The sequence below is a fragment of the Halorubrum salinarum genome (assembly GCF_013267195.1).
Classification (GTDB): domain Archaea; phylum Halobacteriota; class Halobacteria; order Halobacteriales; family Haloferacaceae; genus Halorubrum; species Halorubrum salinarum.
This window is the reverse complement of the sequence record NZ_CP053941.1, coordinates 2,364,760-2,381,882: the sequence shown is the minus strand read 5'-3', so window position 1 is coordinate 2,381,882 and position 17,123 is coordinate 2,364,760. Positions and strand designations below refer to the sequence as shown.

The window sequence follows — 17,123 nt, the reverse complement described above, 5'->3', positions numbered from 1 at the left end:
GCTCCGCGCGCCGACGCCGGGTCGCCGTTCCGACGCGGTGAGAACGAGCGCGCGTTCCGACGCCCATTTGAGCGCCCCTCGCGTACGTCGGTTCGTGCAGTCAGTCGCCGCCGACCTCTCGGTCCTGCTCGCGGAGGTGGTCCCCCGGCTGGCGCGGATCACGGCGTTCATCGCGGGCGGCGTCTTCGCCGCCAACGTCGCCGTCGCGTTCGGGCTGGTCCGGTACGTCGCCGGGATCGCGGGATGGCTCACCCGGCCCGCGAATCTCCCGGACGAGGTCGGCACGGCGATCCTCACGACCGCGGCGTCGACGACCGCGGGCTACGCGACCCTCGCGGAGTACCGCGAGGCGGGCCTGCTCGACGACCGGGCGACGCTCGTCGCCGTGGTGATGAACACGTTCTTCGGGTTCGTCCAGCACGTGTTCACCTACTACGTGCCGGTATTGATCCCGATCCTGGGCGTCACCACCGGGGCCGTCTACGTCGGCGCGCGCGCGGGCATCGCGCTGCTGATCTCGGTCACGGGCGTCGTCGCGGGGGGACTCCTCCTCTCGGAGTCGAACGTCGACCGGGCCGCGCTCGCCGACGTGGACGCGACCGGTCCCGAGGCCGACGACCGGACCGACCGCGAGCGCGTCCGTGACGCCGCCGAGAAGTCGTGGGGGACGCTCCGCCGGATCGTGCCGCGGCTCGCCGTCGTGTACACGCTGGTCATCTGGATCGTCACCACCTACGACGTGAACGCGCTGACGAGCGTCGCCGAGCCGATCACGGGCGTGCTGGGACTCCCGGGCGCCGCGGTGCCGGTCATCGCGGTGTTCACGCTCGACACGACCGCGGGCGCGGCGACGCTCGCCGGGACCGAGGCCGGCGTCTTCACCACCCGCACCGCGGTCGCGTCGCTGCTCATCGGGAGCATCCTCTCCTTTGCCGTCTCGACGTTCCGGCGCTCGATCCCGTTCCAGTACGGGATCTGGGGCCCCTCGTTCGGCACGAAGGTGATCGTCGTCAACACCGCCCTGAAGCTCGTCTTCATCTCGGCGACGGTCGCGCTGCTGCTGGCGCCGGTGTGGTGAGGGGCGGCTCGTCGGGGCGCGGGCCGCGGCGACCGACCGCGCTCGACGGCGGCGGTCGGATCAGTAGGTTCAACACCGGCCCGGACCGATCGGCGCACATGGCGCTCGAAAAGGACGTGGACTGTCCCGCGTGCGGCGAGACTCGCTCGTTCTACCGGACCGCGGCGATGACGCTCCACCTCGGCGAGAAGACGAAGTGGCGGTGTTCCGACTGCGGCTACGGCTACGTCGAGATCGACGGTATCGACACGCTCGCGGCCTGAGGCGACGCTCGTTTTCCGTCGGCCGCGGCGACGCCGCAACACTCAGTACCCCGGCGGCTGTGCCGGATCGCATGAACCGGATACGGCGACGGTCAGCGGAGGCGAGACCGCGTGGTCGGTGAGGCGCGAGAGCCCGAGGGCGACGCGGGCCCGCTCGACGGGCTCACCGTGTTGGACCTCTCGCGCGTCCTCGTCGGCCCGTTCTGCACGATGCAGCTCGGCGACCTCGGCGCGGAGGTCATCAAGGTCGAGCGGCCCGGCCCGGGCGACCAGACCCGGACGTGGGTCCCTCCGGCGTTCAGCGAGGGGGACGACGAGAGCGACGAGGGCGCGGAGAGCGCCTACTACGTCAGCGTCAACCGCAACAAGCGGTCGATCCAGCTGGACCTGACGACCGAGGCCGGCCGGGCCGTCGTCCGCGACCTCGCGCGCGAGGCCGACGTGCTCGTCGAGAACTTCCGCGTCGGCAAGACCGCCGAGTGGGGCCTCGACTACGGCGACCTCGTCGAGGAGAACCCGGGGCTCGTCTACTGCGGCATCTCCGGGTACGGCGAGTGGGGGCCCGACCGCGACAAGCCCGCCTACGACATCATGATGCAGGCGCGGGGCGGGTTCATGTCGTTCACGGGCGTCGAGGGCGGCCCGCCGGTCCGGATCGGGGTCGCGCTCGCCGACGTGGGCGCCGGGATGTACGCGACGCAGGCGATCCTCGCGGCGCTGCTCGAACGCGAGCTCGGCGACGGCCGCGGGCAGAAGATAGACGTGAGCCTGCTCGACGGGCAGGCCGCCTGGACCAGCTACATGGCGACGAACTACTTCGCCAGCGGCGAGCCCCCGGGGCGCATGGGGAGCAAGCACCCGAACATCGTCCCCTACCGGGCGTACGAGACGGCGGACGACTTCGTCGTCGTCGCGTGCTCGTCGGACCGGTTCTGGCCGCCGCTTTGCGAGGCGATCGACCGCCCAGACCTGCTCGCCGACGAGCGGTACGAGGAGAACGAGGGGCGCGTCCGGAACCGCGACGAGCTCGAACGCGAGTTGGAGGAGACGTTCGCGGCGATGACGACCGACGAGGCGGTCGAGCGGCTGGAAGCGCACGACGTGCCCGCGAGCCGCGTCCGCGACGTGGGCGAGGTGTTCGACGACCCCCAGATCGAGGCGCGCGGAATGCTCGCCGAGGCGGAGCACCCGACCGCGGGCACGGTGCGGTTCCCCGGCTCGCCGATGCACTTCTCGCGGACGCCGACGACGGTCCGCCGCCACCCGCCCGCGCTCGGCGAACACACGGAGTCGGTGCTGCGCGAGTACGGCTACGGCGAGGGCGACATCGAAGAGCTCCGGGACCTCGGCGCCATCGCGGACAGGGAGTGAGCGGCGCGCGCGCCGGGGCCTCAGAGGATCCCGGCCTGCTCGGCGCGCGCGACGATGCCGCGGGCCATCTTGTCGGTCGCCTCGTCGACCATCTCGCCGTCGACCGAGACGGCGCCTTTCCCCTGTTCCTTCGCCTCGGCGTAGGCGTCGACGATCCGGCGCGCCTTCTCGGCCTCCTCGGGCGAGGGCGCGAACGTCTCGTTGGCGGGCTCGATCTGGCTCGGATGGATCGCCCACTTGCCGTCACAGCCCAGCTGGCTCGCCCAGCGGCAGGAGTCGCGGAACCCCTCCGCGTCCTCGATCTCGGCGTACGGCCCGTCGATCACCTGGAGGCCCTGCGCCTTCGCCGCGTGGGCGATGCGCGCGAGCTGGTAGTGCCAGTAGTGGCCGGGGTAGCCGCCGCCGGAGCCGATCGTGAGGCCGGCGGCGCCGACGTTGGCGGTGTAGTCGCCGGGGCCGAACACGAGCGACTCCAGGCGGTCGCTGGCGCGGGCGATATCGGCGACCTTCGTCATCGCCTCCGGCGACTCGATCTGCGCCTGGAGGCCGATATCGCCGACGGGGAGGTCGTTGTTCGCCTCGACCTGCGTCAGGAGGTTGTCGACGGTGGCGACCGTCTCCGGGTTGTTCGCCATCGGCACCATGATCGTGTCGAGGTACTCCCCCGCCCGCCCGACGACCTCGATCACGTCGTCGTAGAACCAGCGGGTGTCGACGCCGTTCATCCGGTAACAGGGCCGGGTGTCCGACCAGTCGTACTCGATCAGGCCCTCGATGACGTTCTCGCGGGCGTCGACCTTCGCCGCGGGCGCGACGGAGTCCTCTAAGTCGAGGAACGCCTCGTCGGCGCCGGAGTCTGGCGCCCGCTCGATCATCTTCGGGTCGGAGCCGGGGGTGGCGAGCTGGCTCCGCCGCAGCGTCACGTCGTCCGGTCCGCCCATCAGTCGTCGCCCTCCGAGGCCGTGATCGGGTCGCTCTCCTCTTCGGTGAAGCCGGCCGACTCCTCCTGGCGCTGCCGGGCCTCGGGGTCGAACTCGGCCTCGACCTCCTGGTACCGCGGGACGAAGGAGAGCTCGTGGTGGCTCTCCGTCTCGTGGCCGATGTACCGCTCTTCGAGGTCGAACTGCGCCTCCTCGTCGTTCTCGGCGATGTTCGCGAAGTCCTCGTAGGCGGCGTGCGCGCCGGAGTGGAGCCCGTACAGCGTGATGAAGATGTACTGGTAGCCCAGGTCGCCCAGCTCCTCGAAGGTGAGCGGGTCCTCCTCGGCGCCCCACTCGAACGACGAGGAGTAGTTGAAGGCGAGATCGAGGTCCGGGTGGGTCTCGTGGATCGTCTCGGCGTACTCGACCGCGTCCTCGCGGGACGGGTCGGGCATCTCGGGCCAGACGAGGTCGACGCCGGCGTCGGCGTAGATCCGGCCGCGTTCGAGGTGCTCCTCCCAGTCGCCGTTGGCGGAGCCGTACGCGTCGGTGCGGGCGATGATGACGGTGTCCTCGCTCTGCTTGGCGTCGACCGCGGCCTCGAAGCGCGAGCGGGCCTGCTCGCGGGAGACGATCTGCTTGCCCGCGATGTGGCCGCAGCGCTTCGGCGAGGTCTGGTCCTCGATGTGGACGGCGGCGACGCCGGCCTTCTCGTACTCGCGGACCGCGCGCCGGACGTTGTGGACGCCCCCGTACCCGGTGTCGCAGTCGGCGATGACGGGGAGGTTCGTCGCCTCGACCATGCGCTTTGCGTTCTCGACCATCTCGCTCATCGTGACCATCTCCAGGTCGGGGAAGCCGAACTGGCCGAGGACGGTCGAGTAGCCGCTCATGTAGGCCGCGTCGAGCCCGGCCATCTCCGCGAGGCGGGCGTCGAGGGCGTGGTAGATCCCGGGCGCGAACGTGTACTCCTGCTCGTCGAACAGCTCGCGGAGTCGGCGGCCGGCCGGGTTGTCGATATCTCTGGTGAAGACGTCGTCGTCGAGTTCGTTGGGATTCATCGGGTTACTGCGTGGGGTCGTCGGCTGCGGTGCGGTTCGTCGTCGCCCGGCGCTCGCCGGCGCGGCGGCCGTCGGTCGAGCGTCGGTTAGCGGCGGCGCGTCGGTCGCCGCGACGCTCGCCGTCGCCGCGAGCGCTCGGCGCGAACGTCGTGGGGTCGGGTCGGGGGCCGTCGCCGGTCCCGGCCATCGGGACGGCGCGGCGGAACGAGCCCTCGGCGGGCGATCCGGTCGAGCGGTCCCGGGACTGGCGCGCGGCGTTCGCCGTCATCGCGACCCCCCGTCCGTCCGCGTCCGCGAGGCGGGACGTAGGTCGGGGACGAGCGGCGCGTCGCGCTCGTCGTCCGTCGGCGGGCGAGTCGGCCCGCGGGTCTCGGTCGCCGGCGTCGAACCGGGCGACCGCGTTCCGGTGGCTCGCCTGGTCGTGATCGTCGGGACCAGCGGCGCGCCGGCCTCCTCGGTGATCGGGGTGCGGCCGGGGATGGTCCGGGGAGAAGGTGTCGTCGTACTCGACTCCGTCCGGCGGTCGGTACGGGTCGTCGAGTCCGCGTCGGTCGTGCCGTCGGTGCGTCGGGTCGTGTCGTCGGGCGTGTCGTTAGGTGTCGTCATCGGGTCGTGTGGGCGGTTGGGGCGGTCGTATGGTGATCGACTCGGTGCGTCGGGTCGCTGCGTGTCCGTGTACGGATACTGCCATTGCGACTGGGACGACTCGAGAGGGAGTAATAAACATAATGATTGATAATGGTAATATTCGTTATGTTGTTTTACCCGATTAAATGTTCCATGGCAACACGACCCATAGACGCGGCGAACGGCCCGACCGCACGGCCCTCGGCGCCGACGCCGAGCGGCGGTCGGCGGTCCCGCCGCCCGGACCGATCGCTTATTGCCCTCGCCGCGCCGAGCGTCGGTAGTGAACGAACGCGACGCCCTCCGGGCCCTCGCGGCCGACCTCCCGCACGCGGGCGACGACGCCGCCGTCGTCGACGGAACGGTCATCACGACGGACATGCTCCACGAGCGGACCGACTTCCCGCCCGGGACGACGCGCTACACCGCCGGCTGGCGCGCCGTCGGCGCGTCGCTGTCGGACGTGGCCGCGACCGGCGCGAGGGCGCGCGCAGCGGTCGCCGTCTACGCCGACGAGGCGTTCGACCGGGACGACCTCGAGGCGTTCGTCGCCGGCGCGGTCGACGTCTGCGAGGCGGTCGACGCCGAGTACGTCGGCGGCGACCTCGACGAGCACGTCGAGTTCACGACGGCGACCACCGCGGTCGGCGACGTGACCGAGGCCGGAGCCGTCACCAGGTCGGGGGCGCGGCCAGGCGACGCGCTCTGCGTCACCGGCGAGTGGGGGCGGTCCGCGGCCGCGCTGCGCCTGTTCGAAGAGGGGGACGACGCGGCGGTCGAGCGCGCCAACGAACTGTTCCGGTTCACGCCGCGGGTCGCTGACGGGGTCGCGCTGGCCGAGAGCGCGACCGCGATGATGGACTCCTCGGACGGCCTGGCGCGGTCGTGCCACCAGCTCGCCGAGGCGAGCGGGGTCGGGATCGAAATCGAGCGGGACGCGGTCCCGGTCCATCCCGCGGTCGAGGAGGTGGCCGAGGGGTCGGCGGAGCGGTTCGAACTCGCCGCGCACTTCGGCGAGGACTTCGAGCTGCTCTGTGCGATGCCGGACGAGGAGTTCGAGGCGGCCGCGGAGGCGTGCCCGGCCGGCCTGACGCGGATCGGGCGCGTGGTCGACGAGCCGAGCGACGACGGGGGGCCGCGCGTCACGGCCGACGGCGACCCGCTACCCGACCGCGGCTTCACGCACGGCGACGAATAAGCGATCGACGACAGGAGCGGATCAGCGATCGACACGGACACCTCCGAAGCCCCGGCCGTGAGGCGTGCGCACGCTCGCTGCGGTCCTCACTCGGTCGCTCACTTCGTTCGCTTCCTCGTTGCGGTCCTTGCGTCACCTGCGCACGCCTCACGGCCGCCCCTTCGAGTCCCGCCCGCACAGCACCTCACGCCTCCCCAGCCTCGTCGGCCGGCCTCCGCTTCGCTCCGGCCGCCCGACTCCCTCGCGGGCTGGCTCGCGGCCGCCGGGGGCGGCCGCTCGCAGGCGCGCCGCGGCGGAAAATTCGTCTCGTGGGTCGCCTACCGGATGAACTCGATCGCGGCGCCCTGCCCGAACCCGACGCAGAGCGTGGCGAGGCCGCGCTCGGCGTCGCGCTTCTGCATCTCGTGAAGCAGCGTGACGGGGAGGCGCGCACCCGAGGCGCCGAGCGGGTGGCCGATGGCGATGGCGCCGCCGTTGACGTTGTACTTGTCCTCGTCGACGCCGAGCTCGCGCCGCGAGTACTCGCACTGCGAGGCGAACGCCTCGTTGAGTTCGACCAGGTCGTAGTCGTCGATGTCCGTGCCGGCGCGTTCGAGCAGGCCGCGGGTGGCGGGCACCGGGCCGATCCCCATCACCGTGGGGTCGACGCCGGCGACCGCGTTGGTGCCGACCTCGGCGAGCACGTCGAGCCCGTGCTCCTCGGCGAAGGCCTTGCTCGTGACGACCGTGAGCGACGCGCCGTCCGAGATCTGCGAGGAGTTCCCGGCGGTGACGCTGCCGTCGCCGGTGAACGCCGGCGGCAGGTCGGCGAGCTTCTCGGCGGTGGTGTCCGGGCGGATGCCCTCATCCTCCTCGACGAGCCCGTCCTCAGTCTCGACGGGAACGATCTCGTCGTCGAAGCGGCCGGACTCGGTGGCCTCCGCGGCGCGCTGGTGGCTGCGGGCGGCGTACTCGTCTTGCGCCTCGCGGCTCACGTCGTACTCCTCGGCGACCTTCTCGGCGGTCATCCCCATCTGGAGCTGGAAGAGGTTGTACCGCTCCGAGAGCTCGGGGTGGAGGTGCTGGTAGGAGTCGCCGTCCATCGGGACGCGGCTCATGTTCTCGACGCCGCCGGCGATGATACAGTCGCGGTTGCCCGCGGCGATCGCGTCCGACGCCGAGATGACCGCCTGCATCGAGGAGGCGCACCAGCGGTTGATCGTGGTGGCGGGCACCGACTCGCCCAGCTCCGAGAGGAGGGCGATGACGCGCGCGACGTTGTTGTCCTGCTCGGTCCGCTGCTGGGCGACCCCCCACATCAGGTCGTCGACGTGGTCACTGGTCAGCCCCGTCTCTTCGAGCGCGTGGTCGATGAGCGTCGTCGAGAGGTCCTCGCTGCGGACGTCCTCGTAGACGCCGCCGTCTTTCCCCTGCGGCGTTCGGTACGCGGCCGCGATCACGGGCGTGGTCTCGTCTGTCATGAAAGATAGCAGGACAGACGCCGTATTAAAACGCCGTGGAACGGGCGGGAATCGCTCCGAAGTTTATCGTTTATTCGCGAGCAGGCTCTCGCCGGTCATCTCCGCGGGCCGGTCGCGGTCCATCAGGTCGAGGAGCGTCGGCGCGATGTCGCAGAGCGAGCCGTCCTCGCGGACCCTGCGTCCCCCGTCGTCGCCGTCGGGCGTCAGGTAGACAAACGGGACCGGGTTGTACGTGTGCGCGGTGTGCGGGTCGTCGGCCGTGCCCATGTCGTCGGCGTTGCCGTGGTCGGCGGTGACGACCGCGTGCGCGCCGGCGTCGGCGACCGCGTCGAGCAGCCGGTCGAGCTGTTCGTCGACGGCCTCGACGGCCTCGACCGCCGCGTCGAAGTCGCCGGTGTGGCCCACCATGTCCGGGTTCGCGTAGTTGAGGACGAGCAGGTCGGGGTCCTCCGAGGCGATGGTCTCGACGGCCTCATCGGTCACCTCGGGCGCGGACATCTCGGGCTGGCGGTCGTAGGTGGGCACGTCCGGGCTCTCGACGATGGTCCGGATCTCGCCGGGGAACTCCACCTCGCGGCCGCCGTTGAGGAAGTAGGTGACGTGGGGATACTTCTCCGACTCCGCGATCCGCAGCTGTGTGCCGCCCGCGTCCGCGACGACCTCGCCGATCGTGTTCGCCGGGATCTCCGGCGGGAACGCGACCGGGAACTCGAACGTCTCGTCGTACTCGGTCATCGTCGTCATGCGCACGTCGGGCTGATCGAGGTCGAACTCCCACGCCGGCCGGGTTCCGGTGAGCATCCGGACCAGCTGCCGCGCGCGGTCCGCGCGGAAGTTGAAGAAGACCACCGCGTCCCCGTCTTCGAGCGCGGGCTCGCCGGCGACGAGCGTCGGCTCGACGAACTCGTCCGTCTCGCCGCGGGCGTGGGCCTCCCTCGCGGCCGCGACGGCGCTCTCGGCCTCGTGGGGCGCCTCGCGCGAGACGATGGCGTCGTACGCCTTCCTCGTGCGCTCCCAGTTCTCGTCGCGGTCCATCGCGTGGTACCGTCCCGTCACGGTCGCGACGTGGCCGGTCCCGCGCTCGTCCGCCTCCGCGGTCACGTCGGCGAGGAACCCGTCGGCGATCTCCGGGGCCGTGTCGCGCCCGTCGGTGAACGCGTGGCTCGTCGCCGGCACGCCCGCGTCGGCCGCGGCGTCGATCAGCGCGAGCAGGTGCTCCACGTCCGAGTGGACGCCGCCGTCGGAGACCAGTCCCATGAAGTGGACTCGGCCGCCGGTCGAGTCGGCGTGGTCGAGCGCGTCCGCGATCGCGTCGTTGTCCGCGAGCGACCCCTCGGCGAGCGCGTCCGTGATCCGCGTGTACGCCTGCTTCACCACTCGCCCGGCGCCGATGTTGAGGTGGCCGACCTCCGAGTTGCCCATCTGTCCCTCGGGGAGCCCCACGCGACGTCCGTGGACGACGAGGCGGCCGTCCGCCCCGCGGTCCGTCGCCGCGTCGAACGTCGGCGTGTCGGCCGCCTTCACGGCGTCGCGGCGGTCGTGGTCGCCGAGCCCCCAGCCGTCGAGGATGACGAGTGCCGTCTCCATACTCCCGCGTGCCGCCCGCGGGGTAACTACCCTTCGGTGGGCGGCGTCTCGCCGCGCTCCCGGCGGGGCCGCTCCATCGGTCGATCCGCGCCCCGACAGCCCGTCGCCGGAAGCCAACCTTTTATCGGCTCGACGCTAACCACACGTTAATGGACTCCGCGGTACTGCTCGATCTCCTCGGTAACGAGAACCGCCGGCGTATCCTCCGGCTTCTCGCGACCAAGCCCTGCTACGTCACGGAGATCTCGGAGTACCTCGACGTGAGCCCGAAAGCGGTGATCGACCACCTGCGGAAGCTGGAGGAGGCCGGCGTCGTCGAGTCAACCACGGACGACCAGCGGCGGAAGTACTTCCGGATCGCGCGCAGCCTCCGCCTGGAGGTGAGCGTCTCGCCGTACGGGTTCGGCGCGAAGAGCGCGTACCCGGCGAAGAACAGCCTCGACATGTCCGGGCGCTGCCCCCACCTCTCGATCGAGGCGCCGGACGGGTCGGGCGCGACCGGCGACCTCGCGGAGCTCGCCGAGGAGTTCGCGCGCCTCCAGGACCTCGACCGCGAGCTCTCCCTCGCCCAGCGGTGGGTCCAGGGCCGCGTGGAGGACGCCCTCGCAGAGATCGACGAGCGGCTCGGCGGGCAGGCCGACAGCCGCTTCTTCGCCGCCGTCATCGCCGCGGTGGTCGAGACCGACGGCACCCCCGCGGCGGTGGCCGACGAGGTCGGCGCACAGGAGTCGACGGTCGAGAGCGCCCTCCGACGGCTCTCCGACGTGGGCGTCATCGCCCGCGACGCCGACGGGTATCGAGTCCGCTGACGGTCGGCCGTCCCCCGAGCCTCGGCGGCCGCGTCGCGCTCGACCCCCGGTCGTCCTAACCAGCGAACCGGGCCGCTTTCGGAAGCTTTTGGCCCGACCCGGGAAGAGGGCCGACGTGAGCCGTCTCAGAAACCTCTCGCTGTTCCTCGTCCTCGCCGCCGTCTGGGGCTCGGCGTTCGTCGCGATCAAGGCGGGGCTGACGTACTTCCCGCCGGTGCTGTTCGCGGCGTTCCGGTACGACGTGGCGGGGGTCGTGATGCTCGCGTACGCTGCGTACGCGGTCGACGACCCCGTCCCGCGCGGCCGGGACGCGTGGCTGGAGGTCGCCTCCGGCGCCGTGTTCATCATCGCCGCCTACCACTCCTTCCTGTTCGTCGGCGAGACGGACCCGGCGGTGACGAGCGCCGTCGCGGCCGTCATCGTCAGCCTCTCGCCGCTTTTGACCACCGTCTTCGCCCGGGCCTTCCTGCCCGCGGAGCGGCTGACCGCCGTCGGAGCGCTCGGCCTCGCGATCGGACTGGTCGGCGCGGTCGTCCTCGCGAACCCCGACCCCGCGAACCTGACGGGCGGCGGCACGGTCGCGAAGCTGCTCGTCCTGCTCGCGGCCGCCTCCTTCGCGCTCGGCTCCGTGCTCTCCCGGGCCTCCGAGGCCGACATCGCCATCGAGACGATGGAGGCGTGGTCGATGCTGCTCGGCGCGGGGCTCACCCACCTCGTCTCGGTCGCGATCGGCGAGTCGGTCGCCGACGCGGTCTGGACGACGGAGTCGCTGCTCGCGCTCGCGTACCTCTCGGTCGTCGCCAGCGGCGCCGGCTTCCTCATCTACTTCGACCTGCTCGACCGGTTGGGGCCGATCGAGATCAACCTCGTCTCCTACGTCGCGCCGGTGTTCGCGGCCGTCGTCGGGTGGCTCGTCCTCGACGAGGGGATCACCGCTACGACGGTCGCCGGCTTCCTCGTCATCTGCGTCGGCTTCGCGCTGGTGAAACGCGACGCGATCCGCGAGGAGCTGCGGGCGGCCGGCGTGACCGGCTGAGCGGTTCGCCGACGTTCGCGACGCCCGATCGCCGGCCGAATCGTCGTGGGGCCGTCGCCGGACCGACGGGTGTGACACGCCCTCTCGCGCCCCCGACAGGATTTATTCGGACGGAGACGAGTCGTCTGACATGTTCCCCGAGGTAATCGAGACGGACCGACTCCGCTTGGAGGCGCGACGCCCCGAGACCGTCGATCTCGACGAGTGCTATCGGATCTGTTCGTCGGACCCCGGCATCGACGAGGTGACCGAGTACGTCACGTGGGACCCCCACGAGACGAAGCGGGAGACGCTGGAGTTCCTCGAACGCGGCCGCGAGCGGTTCGAGGACGGCGAGGCCGCGAGCTACGTAATCCGCCCCCGGGAAGGCGAGAACGGCGCCGGCGAGATAGCCGGCTTCGGCGGCTTCGGCGTCGACTGGGACACGCGGACGGCGAACCTCGGCACGTGGCTCCGCAAGCGGTTCTGGGGCCGCGGCTACTCCGGCGAGCGGGCCGCCGCGCTCGTCGAGGTGGCGTTCGACGACCTCGACCTGGAAGTCGTCGCCGTGAGCCACCACCCCGACAACGAGCAGTCGCGGCGCGCCATCGAGAAGTACGTCGACCGGCTCGGCGGCCGCCGCGAGGGACGCCTCCGGAACCGCCTGACGTTCGCCGACGGCAGCGTCCACGACGAGGTCCGGTACACCATCTCGCAGGCCGAGTGGCGAGAGGCGACCGCCTGATCGGTCGGGAAAACCCTCCGAACGCGTCGCTCGGCCGGATAACCGCCAAATTTCGACTCCGTCTCGACCCAACAAACACTTACGCCGCCCGAAACGATACCGGGCGCATGTCTTCGTCACCGCCCGGTGGGACGACCGGTTCGAGTCCGAGCACGGCCCGAGAGGCGATCGGCGGTGCGGTCGCGGGCGCCGCCGCCTACCTCCTCGGCTACTTGTCCGTCTACCTCACGCAGAGCGGTCGGATCGAGGAGGGGCTGTCGGGGCTCAACTTCCTCGCCGAGCTGTTCGGGAACGACCCCATCTCGGCGTGGCAGGTGTCGGGCTGGATGTTCTACAACGCCCACTTCGTCGAGACCGTGTTCCCCGCGCTGTTCGGCGGCACGCAGTCGCGTAACCTCCTGATGGAGGCCGAGGGTGCCGGGTTCCTGTTCGTCGTCCCGCCGGTCCTGCTGCTCGTCGGCGGGCTCGTCGCGGGCCGGGTCGCCGAGGCGGATAGCCCCCTCGACGGCGCCCGCTCGGGGGCGCTCGTCGCGGCCGGCTACCTCCCGCTCGCATTGATCGGGGCCTTCCTGTTCCGGTACGCCGTCGGAGACGGGAGCGTGGCGCCGGACGTCGTCACCGCCGTCCTCCTCGCCGGCGCCGTCTACCCCGCCGCCTTCGGCGCGCTCGGCGGCGCGGGGTCGTCGCTCCTGATTAACTGAGCCGGACCGCAGGCGCGTTCCGTTCGAGTTCGCCCGCCCCGGAGTCAGTACGCCTCGTCCTCGGGGTCGAAGCGGTCGCCGTACTCGCGAACGGGGTCGACGGGCTGTCCCTCGTCGGTCTCGGGGGCGACGTAGTCGATGAACGACTCCACGTCCGGCTCGCGGACGCGCACCTCCACGTCGATCTCGCCCAGTTCGTCCGGCTCGCCGACCGCGAAGTTGACGACGCCTTCGAGCGCCGCCTGCTTCTTCAGCGAGAAGGCGAACCCCTCGTCGGTGCGGTTCTGCCGGAAGACGCGGCGCGCGGTGTCGAGGATCTCCTGCTCGTGGAGCACGTCGGAGAAGGCGTCGAGGCTGTGCGTCTCGGCGACGAGCCGCCCGTCCTCGTGGGCCGGCTCGGCGTCCGGGAAGACGTTCGCGACCGCGTCCGCGACCCGGTCGGTCACCTCGGTGTCGTGGACCGGCGCCTCGATCCGGACGTCGACGCTGTAGATCACGCGCCGTCACCCCCGGCCTCGGCCGCCTCGGCGCCGCCGTCGGAGCGGTCGGCCGCCTCGCCGTCGATGCCCAGCACCTCGCGGACGCGCTCGCGGAACGCCGTGAGGCTGTCGGTGTTGTCGATCTCCACGTCGGCGCGGTCGAGCGTCTCGCCGAGCCCGAGGTCGATCTCGCGGGCGTCGCGCTCGCGCAGCGCCGAGAGGTCGGCGTCGGAGTCGTCGCGGCCGCGCTCGCCCAGCCGCTCGGCGCGGAGCTCGAACGGCGCCCGGATCGCGACGAGGGTGAAGTCGTCGCCGAACGCCTCGCGGAAGCGGTCGAGTTCGACTGTCGACCGGAGCCCGTCGACCAGGACCGTCTCGTCGCGGTCGCTCTCGGCCGCCGCCTCCCGGATCCGCGGGAGCGTCCGGGCGGCGATCGCGTCGTCGCCCTCCTCCTCGCGGAGCGCCTGCGCGATCCGCCCGTGGTGCTGCGCCGGGTCGAGGTCGCGGCGGCGGCACTCGGCGCGGATCACGTCGCCCATGACGACGACGGGGATGCCCGCGGCCTCGGCCACGTTCGCCGCCTCCCCCTTCCCGCTGCCGGGGAGGCCGACGGTTCCGATGACGTTCATTACCGGCGGCTACTCCGCTCGCGGACTTATGTCTGCTGTTGGCCCGCCGACGGCGCGAACCGCGGGCGTTTTTTAGACACGGGGGATCAGGAGACGATAGGGGCACGTAGCTCAGCCAGGATAGAGCGTCGGACTTCTAATCCGATGGTCGTGGGTTCGAATCCCACCGTGCTCGTGAAATTGCTGAACGGAATCAAGCGCTCCGAGTGACGGAACGCGGCGTTCGTTTCGCGCGAATAACGTATTTATTCGGGGCCGCCGTCGCCTGTTCACATGAACCCTCCAGCCAGACTCCTCGCCCGTCAGAGGGCGGTCGCGGGGCTCGTCACCGCGGCGCTGTTGGCGCTCGGAGTCGTCCTGTACGGCGCGCTCCCGGACCAGATGGCGATCCACTGGAACGCCGCCGGCGAGGCAGACAACGTCGTGGGGAAGCCGGTCGCGGTCCTGATGATGCCCGCGATCGTCGTGTTCGTGAGCGTGCTGTTCGAGGTGACCGGCGCCGACGTCGGCGAGCGCATCGTCGGCTCCCTGGCGATGCTCCTGCTGTTCGTCGTACAACTGCTGGTGTTCGGGGTCAATCTCGGCTACGACGTGCCGATCGTTCCGATCGCGCTGGCGCTGGCGGGCGGGCTAGTGGCCGTTGCCGTCTGGTTCGAGATGCGGTAGGCCGGAACGCGTGACGGGCCGCCGGCCGGAGCGCGGGCCCTCGTCTCAGTCCGCCGCGCTCGGCGCCCCGAGGTACTTCTCGTTGAGTTCGTACTCGCCGTCGTCGCCCTCCACGAGGTACTCGCCGTAGTAGGGCACGCGGTTCGCCACGACCGCCTCGAAGGTCTCCGCGATCTCCTCGCGGGTCATCTCGCCCATCGAGCGGAGGTCGTCGTTGCGGTTGAGACACCCCTTCAGGTACCCCTCGTGGGTGACGCGGACGCGCCCGCAGTTGGCACAGAAGTCCTCGTTCTCGACGGGGTCGACGATCTCGACCATCCCGCCCGTCTCGTCGTCGCTCGCCTCGCCGACGAAGTAGCGCTTCCGGTCGTGCATCTCGCGGTGCTCGACGCGGTCCGCCTTCTCCGCGAGCCAGTCGTGGACACGCCCGATGTCGACGTTCCACTCGGGCTTGCCGGTCAGCTCCGGCATGTACTGGATGAGCTGGAGCTGGAGCCCCTCGTTGTCGGCGACGTGCTCGACCATCTCCTCGACGTAGCCCGCGGTGTGCGTGAACACGACCATGTTGAGCTTCACGGGGTCGAGCCCGGCGTCGACGGCGGCCTTGACCCCCTCCAAGACCTTCTCGTAGGCGCCCGACTTGGTCACTTCCGCGAAGTCGTCGGGGTCGAGCGCGTCCTGCGAGACGTTGACGCGGTCGAGCCCGGCGGCCTTCAGGTCCGCCGCGCGCCCGGGGAGGAAGGTGCCGTTCGTCGTCATCGAGACCTCCATCGAGTCGGGCGTGCGCTCGATGATCTCCTCGAGGTCTTGGCGGAGCATCGGCTCGCCGCCGGTGAACTTCACGGCGTCGACGCCGTACCCCTCGACGACCTCCAGGAAGCGGACCACGTCGTCGGCGCTCATCTCCGACTCGCTCGGCTCCATCGGCCCGCGCGTGTCGCCTAACCCCTCGTTGTGACAGTAGACGCAGTCGAAGTTACACCGGTCGGTGAGCGAGATACGCACCCCCGTCACCTCCCGTCCGAAGTCGTCCGCGAGTGGGCCGGCCATGAGAGACGGGAGCCACTACGCGCGCTTAAATATCCGGGTCGAACGTGCGGGTGCGTAACACTCAGCGGTTACGTCGCGCCCGCGACGCCGCCGACCGCCGGTTACGATTCAGGCCTCAAAGCGACACGCGCAGGCCGTCCGCCGCGACCCGCACCTCGCCGTCGAAGCCCGCGTCGCGGACGCTCTCTACCATCTCGCGCTCGCGGCCGCCGGTGTGCGGATAGAGGTGCGAGAGGAGGAGCGTCCCGACCGCCGCGCCCGCGAGCGACTCGCCGAGGCTCGTCGGCGTCGGGTGGTTCGACACGTCCACGTCGTCCGGGAACGAGCAGTCGTGGACGAGGCAGTCGGCGCCGTCCGCGAACCGCGCCATCCCCGCGAACGCCTCGGTGTCGCCCGAGAGCGCGAGGGGGCCGTCGCCGGGCGCGGCGTCCGAACTCGGCGGCGAGAAGCGGTAGGCGAACCCGTCCATCGAGTGGCGCGTCTCGCGGGCGGTCACGTCGAACCCGCCGGCGGTGAACGACCGCGCGGCGGACACCTCGCGGACGGCGAGGTCGATCCGGCCGTCGAGGTAGTCGTGGACGTCGAGCAGGTCGTCGACGAGCGACTTCGTGCCCGCGGGACCGACGACCTCGAGGTGCTCCTCGCCGGCGAGCCAGCGCGCCTTCACGAGCGGGAGGAGGTCCGCGACGTGGTCGAGGTGGTGATGCGTGAGGAGGACCGTCGAGGCGCCCTCGTAGCCGGTGTCGGTGCCGGCGAGGCGCCCGAGGACGCCGCTGCCGCAGTCGACGAGCAGCGAGCGGTCGCCGTCGTCGAGGAGGTATCCGGCCTGGGCGCGGTCGGGGACCGGCATCGCGCTGCCGGACCCGAGCACGGTGAGTTCCATGCCGACCGGTCGCGGCGCCACCCACCTAACTGGCTCGGACGGGCGCCGAGCGGCCGCGGTCGGTCGCGGTCGGCCGAGGGGTCACTTGATCAGGAACACGGGCACCGACGCGTCGTCGGCCACGCGGTCGGAGACGCTGCCGAGGGACTGGATCCGCTCGCGGGGAGACTTCCCCTCCGGACTCATCACGATCACGTCGATCCCTGCCTCGTCGGCGTAGTCGACGATCTCCGTGTCCGGCGTCCCGTACGCGACGTGGGTCTCGGCGTCCAGGCCGGCCTCCGCGGCCGCCTCGGCGACCGCGTCGACCGCGGCCTCGCCCTGCGACTCGAGGTCCTCGACCACGTCGTCGTGGAGGTCGCCGGAGTTGGCGGCCGCGATCCGCTGGTCGACGACGTACAGCGCGTGGAGCGTCGCGCCGTGGTCGGTGGCGAGTCGGATCGCGTGGTCGAGCGCGCGGTCGACGGCGTCGCTCCCGTCGGTCGGCACGAGAATGTCGTCGTACATGCGTCGCCGTTCGCCCGGCCGGGGCTTAACGGTGGGGCCTCGGTGTCGGCGTCCGGGATCGCCCCGCGGTCGAG

20 protein-coding genes and 1 tRNA gene are annotated in these 17,123 nt (G+C 71.2%); 10 read left to right on the top strand and 11 right to left on the bottom strand.

Annotation, left to right across the window (positions count from 1 at the left end; translation table 11 throughout):
• Window positions 1-94 precede the first annotated feature (94 nt).
• The 3 genes from HPS36_RS12175 (at window position 95) to HPS36_RS12165 (ending at window position 2,712) form a co-directional block, all read left to right on the top strand.
• Window positions 95-1,078, top strand: coding sequence for a nucleoside recognition protein (locus tag HPS36_RS12175; protein ID WP_173230349.1), 984 nt, complete (start codon window positions 95-97; stop codon window positions 1,076-1,078).
• A 98-nt stretch (window positions 1,079-1,176) separates the two neighbouring features.
• A complete protein-coding gene (locus HPS36_RS12170; protein WP_173230348.1) occupies window positions 1,177-1,341 on the top strand; it encodes a DUF7838 family putative zinc beta-ribbon protein in 165 nt (54 codons plus the stop codon).
• 111 nt (window positions 1,342-1,452) lie between these two features.
• Window positions 1,453-2,712, top strand: coding sequence for a CaiB/BaiF CoA transferase family protein (locus HPS36_RS12165; protein ID WP_173230347.1), 1,260 nt, complete (start codon window positions 1,453-1,455; stop codon window positions 2,710-2,712).
• 20 nt (window positions 2,713-2,732) lie between these two features.
• Here the strand turns inward: HPS36_RS12165 and HPS36_RS12160 are convergent, their stop codons facing one another.
• From HPS36_RS12160 to HPS36_RS12145, 4 genes are read right to left on the bottom strand one after another with little or no spacing between them, the layout of a single operon-like run.
• Window positions 2,733-3,653, bottom strand: a complete 921-nt coding sequence (locus HPS36_RS12160) for an HpcH/HpaI aldolase/citrate lyase family protein (RefSeq protein ID WP_173230346.1) — start codon at window positions 3,651-3,653, stop codon at window positions 2,733-2,735.
• On the bottom strand, window positions 3,653-4,693 hold the full coding sequence (aceA, locus tag HPS36_RS12155; RefSeq protein WP_173230345.1) for an isocitrate lyase: 1,041 nt from the start codon (window positions 4,691-4,693) through the stop codon (window positions 3,653-3,655). The genes HPS36_RS12160 and aceA overlap by 1 nt, the downstream gene beginning before the upstream one ends.
• A 4-nt stretch (window positions 4,694-4,697) precedes the next feature.
• Entirely contained in the window at window positions 4,698-4,961 is a 264-nt protein-coding gene (locus HPS36_RS12150; RefSeq protein WP_173230344.1) for a hypothetical protein, read from the bottom strand.
• On the bottom strand, window positions 4,958-5,299 hold the full coding sequence (locus tag HPS36_RS12145; protein ID WP_173230343.1) for a hypothetical protein: 342 nt from the start codon (window positions 5,297-5,299) through the stop codon (window positions 4,958-4,960). The genes HPS36_RS12150 and HPS36_RS12145 overlap by 4 nt, the downstream gene beginning before the upstream one ends.
• A gap of 304 nt (window positions 5,300-5,603) precedes the next feature.
• Here HPS36_RS12145 and thiL point away from each other — a divergent pair, with 304 nt between their 5' ends.
• Complete coding sequence (gene thiL, locus HPS36_RS12140; RefSeq protein ID WP_173230342.1) at window positions 5,604-6,518, top strand: thiamine-phosphate kinase; 915 nt, start codon at window positions 5,604-5,606, stop codon at window positions 6,516-6,518.
• A gap of 317 nt (window positions 6,519-6,835) precedes the next feature.
• Here thiL and HPS36_RS12135 read toward each other — a convergent pair whose 3' ends face one another.
• Both HPS36_RS12135 and gpmI read right to left on the bottom strand, forming a co-directional pair.
• Window positions 6,836-7,978 (bottom strand): thiolase family protein, encoded by a 1,143-nt coding sequence (locus HPS36_RS12135; RefSeq protein ID WP_173230341.1) that lies wholly within the window; start codon window positions 7,976-7,978, stop codon window positions 6,836-6,838.
• A 63-nt stretch (window positions 7,979-8,041) separates the two neighbouring features.
• The gene (gene gpmI / locus HPS36_RS12130) at window positions 8,042-9,565 is read right to left on the bottom strand and encodes a 2,3-bisphosphoglycerate-independent phosphoglycerate mutase (protein ID WP_173230340.1); all 1,524 of its coding nucleotides are present in this window, start codon (window positions 9,563-9,565) and stop codon (window positions 8,042-8,044) included.
• A gap of 149 nt (window positions 9,566-9,714) precedes the next feature.
• Here gpmI and HPS36_RS12125 point away from each other — a divergent pair, with 149 nt between their 5' ends.
• The 4 genes from HPS36_RS12125 (at window position 9,715) to HPS36_RS12110 (ending at window position 12,835) form a co-directional block, all read left to right on the top strand.
• Complete coding sequence (locus HPS36_RS12125) at window positions 9,715-10,374, top strand: ArsR/SmtB family transcription factor (protein WP_137715983.1); 660 nt, start codon at window positions 9,715-9,717, stop codon at window positions 10,372-10,374.
• A gap of 115 nt (window positions 10,375-10,489) precedes the next feature.
• Window positions 10,490-11,410, top strand: a complete 921-nt coding sequence (locus HPS36_RS12120; protein WP_173230339.1) for a DMT family transporter — start codon at window positions 10,490-10,492, stop codon at window positions 11,408-11,410.
• A 130-nt stretch (window positions 11,411-11,540) separates the two neighbouring features.
• Entirely contained in the window at window positions 11,541-12,134 is a 594-nt protein-coding gene (locus tag HPS36_RS12115; protein ID WP_173230338.1) for a GNAT family N-acetyltransferase, read from the top strand.
• Window positions 12,135-12,241: 107 nt separating this feature from the next.
• Entirely contained in the window at window positions 12,242-12,835 is a 594-nt protein-coding gene (locus HPS36_RS12110) for a transporter (RefSeq protein WP_173230337.1), read from the top strand.
• A gap of 44 nt (window positions 12,836-12,879) precedes the next feature.
• On the opposite strand, the gene HPS36_RS12105 is transcribed toward HPS36_RS12110, so the two are convergent.
• Together HPS36_RS12105 and HPS36_RS12100 are read right to left on the bottom strand one after the other, a co-directional pair.
• Window positions 12,880-13,332 carry an RNA-binding domain-containing protein gene (locus tag HPS36_RS12105; protein ID WP_053772703.1) on the bottom strand — a complete coding sequence of 151 codons (453 nt, stop codon included), beginning with the start codon at window positions 13,330-13,332 and terminating at the stop codon, window positions 12,880-12,882.
• Complete coding sequence (locus tag HPS36_RS12100; protein ID WP_173230336.1) at window positions 13,329-13,943, bottom strand: AAA family ATPase; 615 nt, start codon at window positions 13,941-13,943, stop codon at window positions 13,329-13,331. Before HPS36_RS12100 ends, HPS36_RS12105 begins: the two co-directional genes overlap by 4 nt.
• A 100-nt stretch (window positions 13,944-14,043) precedes the next feature.
• Here HPS36_RS12100 and HPS36_RS12095 point away from each other — a divergent pair.
• Both HPS36_RS12095 and HPS36_RS12090 read left to right on the top strand, forming a co-directional pair.
• Window positions 14,044-14,118, top strand: a tRNA-Arg gene (locus HPS36_RS12095).
• 98 nt (window positions 14,119-14,216) lie between these two features.
• Entirely contained in the window at window positions 14,217-14,609 is a 393-nt protein-coding gene (locus tag HPS36_RS12090; protein WP_173230335.1) for a DUF1648 domain-containing protein, read from the top strand.
• 45 nt (window positions 14,610-14,654) lie between these two features.
• Here the strand turns inward: HPS36_RS12090 and moaA are convergent, their stop codons facing one another.
• From moaA to HPS36_RS12075, 3 genes are all read right to left on the bottom strand, one after another.
• On the bottom strand, window positions 14,655-15,659 hold the full coding sequence (gene moaA, locus HPS36_RS12085; RefSeq protein ID WP_173230334.1) for a GTP 3',8-cyclase MoaA: 1,005 nt from the start codon (window positions 15,657-15,659) through the stop codon (window positions 14,655-14,657).
• Between the two features lie 115 nt (window positions 15,660-15,774).
• The gene (locus HPS36_RS12080; RefSeq protein WP_173230333.1) at window positions 15,775-16,542 is read right to left on the bottom strand and encodes an MBL fold metallo-hydrolase; all 768 of its coding nucleotides are present in this window, start codon (window positions 16,540-16,542) and stop codon (window positions 15,775-15,777) included.
• Between the two features lie 81 nt (window positions 16,543-16,623).
• Window positions 16,624-17,049 (bottom strand): universal stress protein, encoded by a 426-nt coding sequence (locus HPS36_RS12075; RefSeq protein ID WP_121563996.1) that lies wholly within the window; start codon window positions 17,047-17,049, stop codon window positions 16,624-16,626.
• Window positions 17,050-17,123 lie beyond the last annotated feature (74 nt).